At 62.7% G+C, this 15,727-nt stretch carries 12 protein-coding genes; 6 read left to right on the top strand and 6 right to left on the bottom strand.

Translation table 11 applies throughout. The features are described from left to right. Nucleotides 1-8 precede the first annotated feature (8 nt). The 3 genes from dnaJ to grpE form a co-directional block, all read right to left on the bottom strand. On the bottom strand, nucleotides 9-1,133 hold the full coding sequence (dnaJ, locus tag EGJ09_RS07545) for a molecular chaperone DnaJ (RefSeq protein WP_039602362.1): 1,125 nt from the start codon (nucleotides 1,131-1,133) through the stop codon (nucleotides 9-11). Nucleotides 1,134-1,330: 197 nt separating this feature from the next. Continuing rightward, nucleotides 1,331-3,256: a molecular chaperone DnaK gene (gene dnaK / locus EGJ09_RS07540; RefSeq protein ID WP_046788149.1), complete on the bottom strand. Its 1,926-nt coding sequence runs from the start codon at nucleotides 3,254-3,256 to the stop codon at nucleotides 1,331-1,333. 101 nt (nucleotides 3,257-3,357) lie between these two features. Beyond that, nucleotides 3,358-3,912: a nucleotide exchange factor GrpE gene (gene grpE, locus EGJ09_RS07535; RefSeq protein ID WP_012312638.1), complete on the bottom strand. Its 555-nt coding sequence runs from the start codon at nucleotides 3,910-3,912 to the stop codon at nucleotides 3,358-3,360. A gap of 191 nt (nucleotides 3,913-4,103) precedes the next feature. Here grpE and recN point away from each other — a divergent pair, with 191 nt between their 5' ends. Continuing rightward, on the top strand, nucleotides 4,104-5,777 hold the full coding sequence (gene recN, locus EGJ09_RS07530) for a DNA repair protein RecN (protein WP_046788148.1): 1,674 nt from the start codon (nucleotides 4,104-4,106) through the stop codon (nucleotides 5,775-5,777). A gap of 112 nt (nucleotides 5,778-5,889) precedes the next feature. On the opposite strand, the gene fur is transcribed toward recN, so the two are convergent. After that, nucleotides 5,890-6,294 carry a ferric iron uptake transcriptional regulator gene (fur, locus tag EGJ09_RS07525; protein ID WP_008096237.1) on the bottom strand — a complete coding sequence of 135 codons (405 nt, stop codon included), beginning with the start codon at nucleotides 6,292-6,294 and terminating at the stop codon, nucleotides 5,890-5,892. Between the two features lie 97 nt (nucleotides 6,295-6,391). Between fur and EGJ09_RS07520 the strand changes: the two genes are divergently transcribed. Continuing rightward, a complete protein-coding gene (locus tag EGJ09_RS07520; protein ID WP_119688246.1) occupies nucleotides 6,392-6,928 on the top strand; it encodes an outer membrane protein assembly factor BamE in 537 nt (178 codons plus the stop codon). Between the two features lie 62 nt (nucleotides 6,929-6,990). Here EGJ09_RS07520 and EGJ09_RS07515 read toward each other — a convergent pair whose 3' ends face one another. Continuing rightward, nucleotides 6,991-7,425: a type II toxin-antitoxin system RatA family toxin gene (locus tag EGJ09_RS07515; RefSeq protein ID WP_012312635.1), complete on the bottom strand. Its 435-nt coding sequence runs from the start codon at nucleotides 7,423-7,425 to the stop codon at nucleotides 6,991-6,993. Between the two features lie 162 nt (nucleotides 7,426-7,587). On the opposite strand from EGJ09_RS07515, the gene smpB reads away from it, so the two are divergent. Beyond that, nucleotides 7,588-8,070 (top strand): SsrA-binding protein SmpB, encoded by a 483-nt coding sequence (gene smpB / locus EGJ09_RS07510; RefSeq protein ID WP_012312633.1) that lies wholly within the window; start codon nucleotides 7,588-7,590, stop codon nucleotides 8,068-8,070. Between the two features lie 161 nt (nucleotides 8,071-8,231). Here the strand turns inward: smpB and EGJ09_RS07505 are convergent, their stop codons facing one another. Beyond that, nucleotides 8,232-8,999 (bottom strand): FCD domain-containing protein, encoded by a 768-nt coding sequence (locus tag EGJ09_RS07505; protein WP_012312632.1) that lies wholly within the window; start codon nucleotides 8,997-8,999, stop codon nucleotides 8,232-8,234. Nucleotides 9,000-9,255: 256 nt separating this feature from the next. Between EGJ09_RS07505 and EGJ09_RS07500 the strand changes: the two genes are divergently transcribed. The 3 genes from EGJ09_RS07500 (at nucleotide 9,256) to EGJ09_RS07490 (ending at nucleotide 15,019) form a co-directional block, all read left to right on the top strand. Further along, nucleotides 9,256-10,926, top strand: a complete 1,671-nt coding sequence (locus tag EGJ09_RS07500; protein WP_046788144.1) for a lactate permease LctP family transporter — start codon at nucleotides 9,256-9,258, stop codon at nucleotides 10,924-10,926. A gap of 63 nt (nucleotides 10,927-10,989) precedes the next feature. Further along, nucleotides 10,990-12,135 carry an FMN-dependent L-lactate dehydrogenase LldD gene (gene lldD, locus EGJ09_RS07495; protein WP_012312630.1) on the top strand — a complete coding sequence of 382 codons (1,146 nt, stop codon included), beginning with the start codon at nucleotides 10,990-10,992 and terminating at the stop codon, nucleotides 12,133-12,135. 73 nt (nucleotides 12,136-12,208) lie between these two features. After that, nucleotides 12,209-15,019 (top strand): FAD-binding and (Fe-S)-binding domain-containing protein, encoded by a 2,811-nt coding sequence (locus EGJ09_RS07490; protein ID WP_125923554.1) that lies wholly within the window; start codon nucleotides 12,209-12,211, stop codon nucleotides 15,017-15,019. Nucleotides 15,020-15,727 lie beyond the last annotated feature (708 nt).

Here is a 15,727-nt window from a genome sequence, read left to right as displayed (position 1 = left end):
GTTCCTTGTCAGAGATCGCCGAAGAAGCGCTTCACGCCATCGAACCAGCCATTGGCCTTGGGCGAGTGGGAGCTGTCGCCTTCGAGCGAGTCGCGCAGCTCTTCGAGCAGTTCACGCTGGCGACGGCTGAGGTTGACCGGGGTCTCGACCGCAACGCGGCACAGCAGGTCACCCGCACCACCACCACGCACCGGTGCCACACCCTTGCCACGCAAGCGGAACTGCTTGCCGGTCTGCGTGCCTTCCGGGATCTTCAGCTTCACACGACCATCGAGGGTCGGCACTTCCAGCTCGCCACCCAGAGCGGCATCGGTATAGCTGATAGGCACTTCGCAATACAGGTGCTTGCCGTCACGCTGGAAAATCTCGTGCTCACGCACGTTGATCACCACGTAAAGGTCGCCGGTCGGGCCACCATGGGTGCCTGCCTCGCCTTCGCCGGACAGGCGGATGCGGTCGCCAGTGTCGACGCCGGCCGGCACCTTGACCGACAGGGTCTTGTATTCCTCGACACGGCCTTCACCGTGGCACGAACCGCAAGGGTCGGTGATGATCTTGCCCTGGCCATGGCAGCGCGGGCAGGTCTGCTGCACCGAGAAGAAGCCCTGCTGCATGCGCACCTGGCCGATACCGCCGCACGTCGGGCAGGTCGACGGGGTCGAACCCTTCTTCGCACCACTGCCGTCACAAGGCTGGCAGTTGACCAGGGTCGGCACCCGAATGCTGACCGTGGTGCCGCGCACGGCTTCTTCCAGGTTCAGCTCCAGGGTGTAGCGCAGGTCGCTGCCGCGCGAAGCACCACCACGACCACCGCCACGACCACCACCGAAGAAGTCACTGAACACATCGCCAAAGATGTCGGAGAAGTTGGCGCCACCGAAGCCTGCACCGCCGCCACCCATGCTCGGGTCGACGCCGGCGTGACCATACTGGTCGAACGCCGCCCGCTTGCTCGCGTCAGACAGTACTTCGTAGGCCTCGTTGGCCTCCTTGAACTTGTCTTCGGACTCTTTATCGCCCGGGTTGCGGTCCGGGTGGTACTTCATCGCCAGGCGGCGATAAGCCTTTTTCAGGTCTGCTTCACTGGCGCCGCGCTCGACACCCAGGACCTCATAATAATCACGCTTGGACATAGGTCATTTGCACCTTGTTGGGCGTTCGGCATCCGCGCCGCGCCGTCAGCACCCGCCTGAAGACCCGATGCGGCCCAGACAGATGCTGTAAAAATTCTCGAATTCCAGATACGCCAACGCGGGAGCAAGCCCCCGCGCGGCGACATCCTACCAGCTCACCGCCAAACGGCGGTGGGCTGGCCGACAACATGCAACGATTACTTCTTGTCGTCGCCTTTCACTTCTTCGAACTCGGCGTCAACCACGTCATCGTGCTTGGCTTCCGGCTCGGCCTGCTGAGCGCCGCCCTGAGGCTGTTCGGCCGACTGCTCGGCGTACATCTTCTGGGCTACTGGCGCGGAGACCTTGGACAGCTCTTCGACCTTGGCATCGATGGCAGCCTTGTCGTCGCCTTTGACAGCGGCTTCCAGGGCAACCACGGCCGCTTCGATGGCAGTCTTCTCTTCGGCAGTGACCTTGTCACCGGCGTCAGCGACCATCTTGCGGGTCGAGTGAACCAGCGCATCACCCTGGTTGCGGGCAGCGGCCAGCTCTTCGAACTTGCGGTCTTCCTCGGCATTGGCCTCGGCGTCACGCACCATTTTTTCGATCTCTTCGTCGGACAGACCGGAGTTGGCCTTGATCACGATCGACTGAGTCTTGCCGGTGGCCTTGTCTTTGGCGCCGACGTGCAGGATGCCGTTGGCGTCAATGTCGAAGGTCACTTCGATCTGCGGAACACCACGCGGTGCTGGCGGGATGTCAGCCAGGTCGAACTTGCCCAGCGACTTGTTCTGCGAAGCCTGCTTGCGCTCACCCTGCAGCACGTGAATGGTCACTGCGCCCTGGTTGTCGTCGGCAGTCGAGAACACCTGCGACTTCTTGGTCGGAATGGTGGTGTTCTTCTCGATCAGCGGGGTCATCACGCCGCCCATGGTTTCGATACCCAGGGTCAGCGGGCTGACGTCCAGCAGCAGTACGTCTTTCACGTCACCGGCCAGTACGGCACCCTGGATGGCAGCGCCCATGGCAACTGCTTCGTCCGGGTTGACGTCCTTGCGGGCTTCCTTGCCGAAGAAGTCGGCAACGGCCTTCTGAACCAGCGGCATACGGGTCTGGCCACCGACCAGAATCACGTCGTCGATCTTGCTGGCGTCGATGCCTGCGTCTTTCAGGGCGATGCGGCAAGGCTCGATGGTACGGTTGACCAGATCTTCCACCAGCGACTCCAGCTTGGCGCGGGAGATCTTCACGTTCAGGTGCTTCGGACCGGTCGCATCTGCAGTGATGTACGGCAGGTTGACGTCGGTCGACTGAGCGGAGGACAGTTCGATCTTGGCCTTTTCCGCGGCTTCTTTCAGACGCTGCAGGGCCAGAGGGTCGTTCTTCAGGTCCATGCCCGACTCTTTCTTGAACTCGTCGACGAGGTAGTCGATCAGGCGCATGTCGAAGTCTTCGCCACCCAGGAAGGTGTCGCCGTTGGTGGCCAGCACTTCGAACTGGTGCTCACCGTCAACTTCGGCGATTTCGATGACCGATACGTCGAAGGTACCGCCACCCAGGTCATAAACGATGACAGTGTGGTCGCCCTTGGCCTTGTCCATGCCATAGGCCAGCGCAGCAGCGGTCGGTTCGTTGATGATGCGCTTTACGTCCAGACCCGCGATGCGACCGGCATCTTTGGTGGCCTGACGCTGGCTGTCGTTGAAGTAGGCCGGAACGGTGATGACCGCTTCGGTGACTGGCTCGCCGAGGTAGTCTTCGGCGGTCTTCTTCATCTTTTTCAGAACTTCGGCGCTGATCTGCGGCGGCGCCATTTCCTTGCCGGCAGCCTCGACCCAGGCGTCACCGTTGTTAGCCTTGACGATCTTGTACGGCACCAGCTTGATGTCTTTCTGCACGACATCTTCTTCGAAGCGGCGGCCGATGAGGCGCTTCACTGCGAACAGGGTGTTGTGCGGGTTGGTGACGGCCTGGCGCTTGGCCGACTGGCCAACCAGGATTTCGCCATCATTGGCGTAGGCCACGATCGAAGGGGTGGTACGCGCACCTTCGGCGTTTTCGATGACCTTGACGTTACCGTTTTCCAGAATGGAGACGCACGAGTTGGTGGTCCCCAGGTCGATACCGATGATTTTGCCCATGTTTACTCTCCCGAAACTTGAATTTGGTAGCAGCGACTACTTTGGCCAACTGCGGTAATACTTGAAGGCTTGACACCTAGATGGGGATGGCCCGTCAGATTTCAAGCCTTTTCATCGATCGAAGGCTGCGGCGCGCTCGGCGCCTTGCTGACCACCACCATGGCAGGGCGCAGCAGGCGGCCGTTGAGCAGGTAGCCCTTCTGGAACACGTTCAGCACGCTGTTGGGCTCTACCTCGGCGCTTTCCTGCATGGCCATGGCCTGATGGTGCTCGGCATTGAACGGCTGGCCGTGCGGGTCGATGGCTTCGAGGTTGTAACGCTTGAGGGTGTCCTGGAACATCTTGAGGGTCAGTTCGACGCCTTCACGGATCTTCTTGACCTGCTCATCTTCAGCGCTGGAGTGCGCCAGAGCCAGCTCCAGGCTGTCGATCACCGGCAACAGGTCGCCGGCAAACTTCTCCAGGGCGAACTTGTGCGCCTTCTCGACATCCTGCTCGGCGCGGCGACGCACGTTCTGCAGGTCGGCGACGGCACGCAGGGACTGATCCTTGGCGGCGGCCAGCTGCTCCTCGAGCTCTTGAACGCGGGCGCCGTTATCCACTGCACCAGCCTCTTCGGCGTTAAGGTCTTTCTCATTCAGCTGTTCGTCAGCCATGGGGTCTCTCCTCCGCAATCTCTGTAGTACGAGCAAAGCTCGCCGTGTCTGCCGGCTATATGGGGCCGGAAAAATCAGCTTCAAGGGGCAAAGCGGTTTTCAGGTCGACGATGGAAACTGCGAGCAGGCATTGGCAGGCTCGAAAAAAGTACTGTATAAATAACCAGACCTGACTTCTCGGGAGCCGCCCCATGCTGGTGCATCTGTCCATTCACAACTACGCCATCGTCGAACACCTCGACCTCGAACTCGCCCGCGGCATGTCCGTCATCACCGGCGAGACCGGCGCAGGCAAATCGATCATGCTCGACGCCCTCGGCCTGGCCCTTGGTGATCGCGCCGACAGCGGCGTGGTGCGCCCTGGCGCGGACAAGGCGGACATCCTGGCCACCTTCGATCTGGTGGATATCCCCGAAGCGCACACCTGGCTGGCCGAGCGCGACCTGGACGACGGCGGCCCGTGCATCCTGCGCCGCGTCATCACGGCCGAAGGCCGCAGCCGCGGCTACATAAACGGCACGCCCTGCCCGCTGGGTGACCTGAAGGCGCTCGGTGAACTGCTGATCGACATCCACAGCCAGCATGAGCACCAGTCACTGCTCAAGACCGACACCCACCGCCGCCTGCTCGACGAATATGCCGGCGCCATCGACCTGTCCCGCCAGGTCCAGCTCGCAGCCAAGCGCTGGAACCAGACCCGCCTGGAGCTCGAGCGCCTGTCCAACTCCGGCGATGAGCAGCGCGCACGCCACCAGTTGCTCAGCTATCAGCTGGAAGAGCTCGACAACCTTGGCCTGGGTGAAAACGAACTGGAGCAGCTGGAGCAGGAACACAAGAACCTGACCAACGCCGAGGCCCTGTTCGGCATCTGCCGCCAGGTCATCGACCAATGCAGCGAAAGCGACTCAGGCAATGTGCTAGGCGCCCTCACCTCCAGCCTCAATCGCCTGGGCGCCGCAGCCAACACCCCTAAGGCGCTGGGTGAAGCCGCCAACCTCATCGCCAGCGCACAGATCCAGATAGAAGAAGCCGTAGGCGAACTCAACCGCTTCCTCGACAATTTCGACGCCGACCCCATGCGCCTGCAAGCCCTGGAAGAGCGCCTCGACACCATCTACACCCTGGCACGCAAACATCGCGTGCACCCGACCGAACTGCCCCACCTGCAGCAGCAGTTGATGGAGGAGCTGGAAGGCCTGAATGCCAGCGACGAATCGATCGAGCGCCTGGGCGAAGAACTGTCGGCCTATGCCAAGCACTATCAGGAAAGGGCGATCGAGTTGAGCGCCCTGCGCCAGCAGGCGGCCCAGCAGCTCGCCATCGCGGTCGAACAGGAGATCCAGCGCCTGGGCATGCCTGGCGGGCGGTTCTGCATCGAACTCACACCCAACGAAAGCAGCGACCTGTCGCCACACGGCCTGGAGCAGATCGAGCTACTGGTCAGCGCCAACCCCGGGCAGCCGCTCAAAGGTTTGGCCAAGGTGGCCTCGGGCGGCGAACTGTCACGGATCAGCTTGGCGATCCAGGTCATCACGGCGCAAACCTCACGCATCCCGACACTGGTCTTCGATGAGGTTGACGTGGGCATCGGTGGCCCGACGGCCGAGATCGTCGGCCAGCTGTTGCGCCGCCTCGGTGAGCGAGGCCAGGTGCTGACCGTCACCCACCTGCCGCAGGTCGCGGCGCAGGGGCATCATCATTTGTTCGTGCACAAGGTGCGCAATAGCGACACCACGCACACTGCCGTGGCCAGCCTTGGCAAGCGCGAACGGGTCGAGGAAGTGGCGCGGATGCTGGGCGGGATCGACCTGACCAAGGAATCGCTGGCGCATGCACGCAAGATGGTGGTGTCCGGTAAGGCGTAATGCTGCCTGCACTGGCGTCATCACCGATAGCCGGCTTCGGCAGTTACCCCTGCCGCAGAAAGCACAAAGGCGACCTCAGGGTCGCCTTTGCTCTTCATAACGACCGCAATCGTTACTTTTTCTTACGCACGTAGAGGACCAGATTGTGGTCCACCAACTCGTAGCCATGCTCGGCCACGATCTCTTTTTGGCGCCGCTCGATTTCGGCGTCCATGAATTCGATGACTTCACTGGTCTCCACGTTGACCATATGGTCGTGGTGACCGCCGTCCGCCAGCTCGAAAACTGCGTGACCGCCATCGAAGTTGTGCCGTACCACCAGCCCAGCAGCCTCGAACTGGGTGAGTACGCGATAAACGGTTGCCAGGCCGACGTCCTCGCCAGCCTCCATCAGCGCCTTGTAGACATCCTCGGCGCTCATGTGACGTTGCTCGGTCGAGTCGAGCATCTGAAGGATCTTGACTCGAGGCAGTGTCACCTTGAGACCGGCTTTGCGCAATTCGCTATTTTCAACCATGGTCAGCTTTCTCGCCGATGCTGCTTCGCAGCTTCTCTTAATACGGGTATGATCGGGGTTTACGTTGTCCAGCCAAGATAGTGGAAGTCGCCCACCGATGCAAAACAACACCAAGCTCTTGCTAACCAGCCTCACCTTCGTGGGACTGCTCGCACTCGCCGGTTGCTCGTTTCCCGGGGTTTACAAAATCGACATCCAGCAGGGCAATGTCGTTACGCAAGACATGATAGACCAATTACGCCCCGGAATGACCCGCCGGCAAGTAAGGTTTATCATGGGTAACCCTCTGCTCCAGGATACTTTCAACACCAATCGTTGGGATTACCTGTACAGCCTGCAACCTGGTGGCGGCCAACGCCAGCAGGAGCGCATGAGCATCTTCTTCAACGACAGCGACCAACTGGTCAGCCTGTCGGGCGACTTCATGCCAGGCGTGAGCCGCGACCAGGAAATCCTGGGCGGCAGCGGTGATACCACGGTCAGCCCGGCCACCCAGCCAGGCCAGCCAGCGTCGCAACCGGAAGAGAAGCCGGCCAAACCTGGTTCGGTGGAAGAATCCATCCAGCGCGAGATCGACACCATCGAGACCACACCGGTGCCGACACCTGCCCCGCTGGATACTTCGCCGCAGTAAATGCAGGCGCAAAAAAAGCCCGGATCAGTCCGGGCTTTTTTGTGCCTGATGACTTGGCAGCATCACGTATTGAGCTGCTTGGCACGCTGGCAGAACGCATCCACCAGCGTGTTGGCGGCCTGATTGAACAGCGGCCCCAAGGTCGCCCGCACAATCGGCCCGGCGTAATCGAAGGACAGGTCCAGGCTGATCTTGCAGGCTTTTTCACCCAATGCCTTGAACACCCACACGCCGTGCAGCTGGGTGAACGGCCCTTCTTCCAGGTTCATCTCGATGGACTGCCCCGGCACCAGCACATTGCGGGTCACGAACTGCTGGCTCATGCCCCCTTTGGCCACCTCCAGCTTGGCGCGCATGTGCGTGTCACTGGCTTCGAGCACCGTCGAGGCCGAGCACCAGGGCAGGAACTGCGGGTAGCTGGCTACATCATTGACCAGGTCGTACAGCGCCTGGGCAGGGTACGGCAGCAGGGCGGAGCGTTGAATATGGGTAGTCATCCAGGCGTCACTTCCAAGGCTGGGTGGCGGGCTTCGCAGCGTGCCAAAAACAGGTTCTGTGCGTAAGACAGGGCCTGTATTGTCCGGTATTCATTGCGGTGGCTCAAGCGCACCTAAATCCCGTAGCCGACCACGCGGTGACTTGCCTATAATGCCGCCCCTATGGCTAAACAAAAGAAACATCCGACCGGGACCATCGCGCAAAACAAAAAGGCGCGACACGATTACTTCATCGAACACAAGTTCGAGGCCGGGCTGGTCCTGTCCGGTTGGGAAGTAAAAAGCCTGCGGGCCGGCAAGGCGCACCTGACCGACAGCTACGTGCTGCTCAAGGATGGCGAAGCCTGGCTGTTCGGCAGCCACATCACCCCGCTGACCACTGCCAGCACCCACGTCATCGCCGACCCTATCCGCTCGCGCAAGCTGCTGCTGAACAAGCGCGAGCTGGAGCGTGTGGAAGCTGCGGTGGCGCAAAAGGGCTACACCTGTGTGGCCCTGGCGCTGTACTGGAGCAAGCACCTGATCAAGTGCGAGATTGCGCTTGGCAAGGGCAAGAAGGAATTCGACAAGCGCGACACCGTGCGCGAACGCGATTCCAACCGCGAGCTGCAGCGTGCGGTGCGGAACAAGGGCAAGGAAGACTAATTCCCGCCCTTGCGCGGCCGCCGTAGGAGTGGCCTTGTGTCGCGAAAGGGCTGCGTAGCAGCCCCAGCTTTCTGCGGCGCTGCCGAGATCCCTGGGGCCGCTTTGCGGCCCTTTCGCGACGCAAGGCCGCTCCTACAGGGCGCGCATTCAGCGGCAACCGATCAGCGCCCGCTGCGCCGCTCTGCCCGCGCTACGCGCTGGGCTTCGTTCTGCGCCTCTTCCAGCACCTCCTGCACATACAGAATGTGCCGGCTGGACACCTCCCGCGCATCGTCCGCCCTGCCCTCGACAATCGCCTGGTACAACTCACGGTGCTGGCTGATCAGCATGTCCCGCGTCTCGGTACGCTGCTGGTACATGCCCCCGATATTCGTCACCACGTTGCGCTTTAGCAGGTCGAACAACCCGCGAATGGTATGCAGCAGCACGGCATTGTGGCTGGCTTCGGCAATCGCCAGGTGGAATCGCGCATCCGCCGCGCCCTCCTCTGCACGCGTGACCTGGTCAGCCCGCGCATAACAGTCCTGCAGGGTGTCGAATGCAGCCTTGAGGCGCGCCCGATCAGGCTCGGTGGCGCGCTGGGCAGCGTAGTAGGCGCACGACGCCTCCAGGGTGTGACGGAACTCCAGCAAATCGCGCTGCGCCTCGGCGCTGTGCTCCAGCAGCTGCAGCAACGGGTCACTGAAGGTTGAACCGAGCGATTCGGCCACATAGTTACCGCCACCCTGCCGGCTGACCAACAGCCCCTTGGCCACCAGCTTCTGGATCGCCTCGCGCAGTGAGGGGCGCGACACACCGAACTGCTCGGCCAGGGCGCGCTCGGCCGGCAGCCGCTGGCCTGAGGTCAGCGTGCCTTCGAGAATCATCCCTTCCAACCGATCGACGATGTCGTCGGACAGGCGCCGCTGGCGGACCTGATCAAAAACCATCACATGCTCTCCACAAACCCCCGGCAAAGTTCAGGGGGCGTCTATTCTCGCCGATCCACGCCACGCCGACACCCATCAGGCGACGATTTTCAAACACCATCAGCCGCCCGCTCATCGGCACACGACCAAAGTTTTGCACAGGACAAATTGACACACCCATGACAGCGCTTTTAACCTAGCGTCCAGCCATTGTAAATTGGTCTTACCAATTATCCAATGCCAGTGCCTGACCAACAACAATTAGGGGCTACCCCATATGCAAACCTGGCAACAACTCTATTCCCCGCTTGGTAGTCTTGGCCTGTCCGCACTGGCGGCGGTCATACCCATCGTGTTCTTCTTCCTGGCCCTCGCCGTGTTCCGCCTCAAAGGCCACGTCGCCGGCAGCATTACCCTTGGATTATCGATGCTGGTGGCGATCTTCGCCTTCCAGATGCCGGTCGACATGGCCCTTGCTGCCGCGGGCTATGGCTTCCTCTACGGCCTCTGGCCAATCGCCTGGATCATCGTAGCCGCGGTGTTCCTGTACAAACTCACGGTCAAGAGCGGCCAGTTCGAGGTGATCCGCAGCTCGGTACTGTCGATCACCGACGACCAGCGCCTGCAGGTGCTGCTGATCGGCTTCTGCTTCGGTGCCTTCCTCGAAGGCGCGGCCGGCTTCGGCGCACCAGTGGCAATCACTGCCGCGCTGCTGGTGGGCCTGGGCTTCAACCCGCTGTACGCCGCCGGCCTGTGCCTGATCGCCAACACCGCCCCCGTGGCGTTCGGCGCCCTGGGCATCCCGATCATCGTCGCCGGCCAGGTCACGGGCATCGACGCCTTCCACATCGGCGCCATGACCGGCCGCCAGCTGCCTCTGCTGTCGTTGTTCGTGCCGTTCTGGCTGGTGTTCATGATGGACGGCCTGCGCGGCGTCAAAGAAACCTGGCCTGCAGCCCTGGTGGCCGGCCTGAGTTTCGCCGTCACCCAGTACTTCACCTCCAACTTCATCGGCCCGGAACTGCCGGACATCACCTCGGCCCTGGCCAGCCTTGTCGCCCTGACCCTGTTCCTGAAGGTCTGGCAGCCCAAGCGCTCGTTCGCCGAAGCCAAAGGCAGCGTCGGCGCCGCCGTGGTCAGCAGCGGCGGCAGCCAGCCAAGCCCTTACAGCTTCGGTGAAATCTTCAAGGCCTGGTCGCCGTTCCTGATCCTCACCGTGCTGGTCACCATCTGGACCCTGAAACCGTTCAAGGCAGCGTTCGCCCCGGGCGGCGCGATGTACAACTTCGTGTTCAACTTCGCCATCCCGCACCTCGACCAACTGGTGATCAAGACCGCGCCTATCGTCGCCGCGCCGACCGCCATGCCAGCGGTGTTCAAGCTCGACCCGATCTCCGCCACCGGCACGGCGATCTTCCTGTCCGCGCTGATCTCCATGGCCGTATTGAAGATCAACTTCAAAACTGGTCTTACCACTTTCAAGGAAACCTTCTGGGAGCTGCGCTGGCCGATCCTGTCGATCGGTATGGTTCTGGCTTTCGCCTTCGTCACCAACTATTCGGGCATGTCTTCGACCATGGCCCTGGTACTGGCCGGCACCGGCGCCGCGTTCCCGTTCTTCTCACCGTTCCTGGGCTGGCTGGGTGTGTTCCTCACAGGCTCCGACACCTCGTCCAATGCCCTGTTCGGTTCGCTGCAGGCCACCACCGCCCACCAGATCGGGGTCAACGACACCCTGCTGGTAGCGGCCAACACCAGCGGCGGCGTGACCGGCAAGATGATCTCGCCGCAGTCGATCGCCGTGGCCTGCGCAGCCACCGGCCTGGTCGGCAAGGAGTCCGACCTGTTCCGCTTCACCGTCAAGCACAGCCTGTTCTTCGCCACCATCGTCGGCCTGATCACCTTGGTCCAGGCCTACTGGCTGACCGGCATGCTGGTCCATCACTAAAGTGAAAGGGGCCGGGCGCCACCGAGCGCCCGGCATCTCCTTCAACCCACGCTGCGAGAATCCATGATCATTTCCGCCTCCACCGACTATCGCGCCGCGGCCCAACGCAAGCTGCCCCCCTTCCTCTTCCACTATGCCGACGGCGGCGCGTACGCAGAGCACACCCTGCGCCACAACGTCTCGGACCTGGCCGGCATTGCCCTGCGCCAGCGGGTGCTGAAGAACATGTCCGAGCTGAGCCTGGAAACCAGGCTGTTCGACGAAACCCTGAGCATGCCCGTGGCCCTCGCCCCGGTCGGCCTCACCGGTATGTATGCCCGCCGCGGCGAAGTGCAGGCAGCCCGTGCGGCAGCCGCCCATGGCATCCCCTTCACCATGTCTACCGTGTCGGTCTGCCCGATCGAAGAAGTGGCGCCAGCCATCGACCGGCCGATGTGGTTCCAGCTGTATGTGCTCAAAGACCGCGGTTTCATGCGCAACGCGCTGGAGCGGGCCAAGGCCGCCGGGGTCAAAACCCTGGTGTTCACCGTCGACATGCCGGTGCCAGGTGCCCGTTACCGTGATGCACACTCCGGCATGAGCGGTGCCAACGGGCCAATGCGCCGCGTGCTGCAGGCCATGACCCACCCCGAATGGGCCTGGGACGTTGGCGTGATGGGCCGCCCGCACGACCTGGGCAACATTTCCAAATACCGCGGCAACCCCACCGGCCTTGCCGACTACATCGGCTGGTTGGGTAGCAACTTCGACCCATCGATTTCCTGGAAGGACCTGGAATGGATCCGCGAATTCTGGGACGGCCCGATGATCATCAAAGGCATCCTCGACGCCGACGACGCACGTGACGCGGTCAAGTTCGGTGCCGACGGCATCGTCGTCTCCAACCACGGCGGCCGCCAGCTCGACGGCGTGCTGTCCAGCGCCCGTGCGTTGCCGGCGATTGCCGACGCAGTGAAAGGCGACCTGAAAATCCTCGCCGACTCCGGCATCCGCAGCGGCCTCGATGTAGTGCGCATGATCGCCCTGGGCGCAGACACCGTACTGATCGGCCGCGCCTTCCTCTGGGCCCTGGCCGTGCACGGCCAGGCCGGGGTGAAGAACCTGCTCGAACTGTTCGAAAAGGAAATGCGCGTGGCCATGGTGCTCACGGGCGCCAAGGCGATCAGCGAGATCAGCCGCGACTCGCTGGTACGCGAACTGGGCGCTTGAGCGCCTGCAAAAACACCGCCTGTATGACCGGGCATGCGGCGCGCCAGACGCCGTGGCCCGGTGAGGAGATAGCATGAGCCTGCCCGCCGCATTCCTGCGTGATGCCGAGCGCCTGATACCCGCCGATCGCCGTTTCGACGACGCCACGTCCACCCTGGCCTTCGGCACCGACGCCAGTTTCTACCGGCTGATCCCCAAGCTGGTCGTGCGCGTGGAGTCGGAAGACGAAGTGGTCGGGCTGCTGCAACTGGCCCAGCGCGAGCGCGTGCCGGTGACCTTCCGCGCCGCGGGCACCAGCCTGTCCGGCCAGGCTATCAGTGACTCGGTGCTGATCGTGCTCGGCGATAACTGGGGCAACAAAGAGATCCGTGGCCAAGGCGAACAGATCCGCCTGCAACCGGGGGTTATCGGTGCCCAGGCCAACGCTTGGCTGGCCCCTTACGGGCGCAAGATTGGCCCGGACCCGGCCTCGATCAATGCCTGCAAGATCGGCGGCATCGTTGCCAACAACGCCAGCGGCATGTGCTGCGGCACCGCGCAGAACACCTACCACACCCTGGCCGGCCTGCGCCTGGTACTGGCTGACGGCACGCGCCTGGACAGCGAAGACCCGGCCAGCGTTGCCGCCTTTGAAAACAGCCACGCCGACCTGCTCGAAGCGCTGGCCCGGCTTGGCCGCGAAACCCGCGCCAACACCGCACTGGCAGAGCGCATCCGGCACAAGTACCGGCTGAAGAACACCACCGGTCTGTCGCTCAACGCCCTGGTGGACTACGACAAGCCGCTGGATATCCTCCAGCATTTGCTGGTTGGGTCTGAAGGTACGCTGGGCTTCATCAGCGCCGTCACCTACGACACCGTGCCCGATCACCCGCACAAGGCCAGCGCGCTGCTGGTGTTCCCCAGCGTGGAAAGCTGCTGCCGCGCGGTGACCGTGCTCAAGCGCCAGCCGGTGTCCGCCGTGGAGCTGCTCGACCGCCGCAGCCTGCGTTCGGTGCAAAACATGCCGGGCATGCCGCTGTGGGTAAAAGGCCTGTCGGACAATGCCTGCGCGCTGCTGATCGAGTCCAGGGCCGCCAGCCAGAGCCTGCTGCACGAACAACTGCAACAGGTCATGGCCTCTATCGCCGAATACCCGCTGGAACAGAAAGTCGACTTCAGCGAAGACCCGGCGGTGTACAACCAGCTGTGGAAGATCCGCAAGGACACCTTCCCCGCCGTCGGCGCCGTGCGCCAGACCGGCACCACGGTGATCATCGAAGACGTCACCTTCCCCGTCGAGCAACTGGCCGAAGGCGTCAACCGCCTGATCCAGCTGTTCGACAAGCACCACTACGACGAAGCGATCATTTTCGGCCATGCGCTGGAGGGCAACCTGCACTTTGTCTTCACCCAGGGTTTCAACAGCGCGCAAGAAGTCGCGCGCTACCAGGCCTTCATGGATGACGTGGCGCAACTGGTGGCCGTGGAGTTCGGCGGCTCGCTCAAGGCCGAGCACGGCACCGGCCGCAACATGGCGCCGTTCGTGGAGCTGGAGTGGGGGCATGACGCCTATCAGCTGATGTGGACGCTCAAGCGCCTGCTCGACCCCAACGGCATCCTCAACCCCGACGTGGTGTTGAGCGAAGACCCGGACATTCACCTGAAAAACCTCAAGCCGCTGCCCGCCGCCGACGAGATCGTCGACAAATGCATCGAGTGCGGCTTCTGCGAACCGGTCTGCCCCTCCAAAGGCCTGACCCTCAGCCCACGCCAGCGCATCGTCATGTGGCGTGACATTCAGGCGAAAAAACGCGCCGGCATCGATACCCGCGCACTGCTGCAGACTTACCAGTACCAAGGCATCGACACCTGCGCCGCCACCGGCCTGTGCGCCCAGCGCTGCCCGGTGGGCATCAATACCGGCGAGCTGGTGAAGAAGTTGCGCAGCCAGGCCGCCGAGCATGCAAAGACCGCCGACTGGCTGGCCGAGCACTTCCCTACTGCACTGGGTGGCGCCCGCCTGACCCTGACCGCCGCCAACACCGCCCGCAAGCTGCTCGGCGCCCCACGCCTGGGCCGCCTGAGTGCCTCGTTGAGCAAGGCCAGCAAAGGCCGCCTGCCGCAATGGTCCCCCGCCATGCCACAGCCGTTGCGCAGCATCGATTTCGGCCCGGCGAGCAACGATGCCCGGCCACGGGTGGTGTACCTGGCGGCTTGCGTGTCACGAGTGATGGGCCCGGCCTATGCCGACCGCGAGCAAAGTTCACTAATGGACAAGACCCGCGCCCTGCTGGAAAAGGCCGGTTACCAGGTGGTGTTCCCCGGCAACGCCGACAGCCTGTGCTGCGGGCAGCCGTTCGCGTCCAAAGGTTACCCCGAGCAAGCGGAGCACAAGCGCCAAGAGCTGATCAACGCGCTGCTGCACGCCAGCCGCGGCGGCCTCGACCCCATCTACTGCGACACCAGCCCCTGCACCCTGCGCCTGGTGCAGGACCTGGGCGACACCCGCCTGGACCTGTACGACCCGGTGCGCTTCATCCGCACCCACCTGATGGACAAGCTGGAGTTCACCCCGCAAAACGAACCGGTGGCGGTGCACGTGACCTGCAGCACCCAGCACCTGGGTGAAAGCCAGGCGCTGATCGACCTGGCGCGGCGCTGCAGCACGCAAGTGGTGATCCCGGAAGGGATTCACTGTTGCGGGTTTGCCGGTGACAAGGGCTTTACCACACCAGAGCTCAATGCCCACTCACTGCGCAGCCTGAAGGACGCGGTACAGCATTGCAGCGAAGGGATTTCCACCAGCCGGACCTGTGAGATCGGGTTGTCCAGCCACAGCGGGATCGATTACCACGGGTTGGTTTACCTGGTGGATCGCGTCACCCGCCCACGTACCCTCTGATCTGCCCGCTGATTCGCCGGCAAACGCTGCCCCCGGTGGTAGCAACTGTCTTGCTCAACCTCTAAAAGCTGGCGCGATCCCTGTGGGAGCGCGCAGTTCTTCAGGCCTGCGCTTTACCTGTGGAAGCAACCGTCTTGCCCAATTTCTAAAAGCCGGCGCAATCCATGTGGGAGCTGGCTTGCCGGCGATCGAGGGCACAGCCCTCGCCTACGCCCTCCACCCGTAAGACATTTCCTAACCTGCAACCAAATGCTTCAGGATTAAATGCTTTGGGATTTATCCTACGACCGCCGCTGCCGTTTCGCTGTTGTTGCTCACAACCATCAGGGCTAACTTCCCTGGGTCGTCATCTTTGACGATTTGGGTGTGAGAGCCCGCAAACTTCGGCAGTACTGCTATGGCAGCCGCAACGCGGGCAGGCTTCGGCCTGGCTGGCTTATGCCGATCTTTGCCGGTCTCTCACCCCGCGTTCGGCTGCCACCTTATTCTGTGAGAGGAAGACGAAGGGCAGCTCAAATCCAGCCACGATCGGATCTGCACCATGAAGAAAATCGTACCCGACCCACCCCGCTCCAAACTTCTCACCAACCCTTACTTCTCCATCCACACAGACATGCCCCCTCCAGATGCCCTGGCCCACGCCAGCGAACTGCTGCGCGGCGTCGCCGAAACCATCGACGAACACTGCCGCACCCACGCCGGCGAACC

Source organism: Pseudomonas sp. p106 (genome assembly GCF_003936645.1).
In the GTDB taxonomy this organism is placed as follows: domain Bacteria; phylum Pseudomonadota; class Gammaproteobacteria; order Pseudomonadales; family Pseudomonadaceae; genus Aquipseudomonas; species Aquipseudomonas putida_E.
The sequence above is the reverse complement of the archived record's forward strand: the minus strand, read 5'-3'. Positions and strand labels throughout refer to the sequence as shown.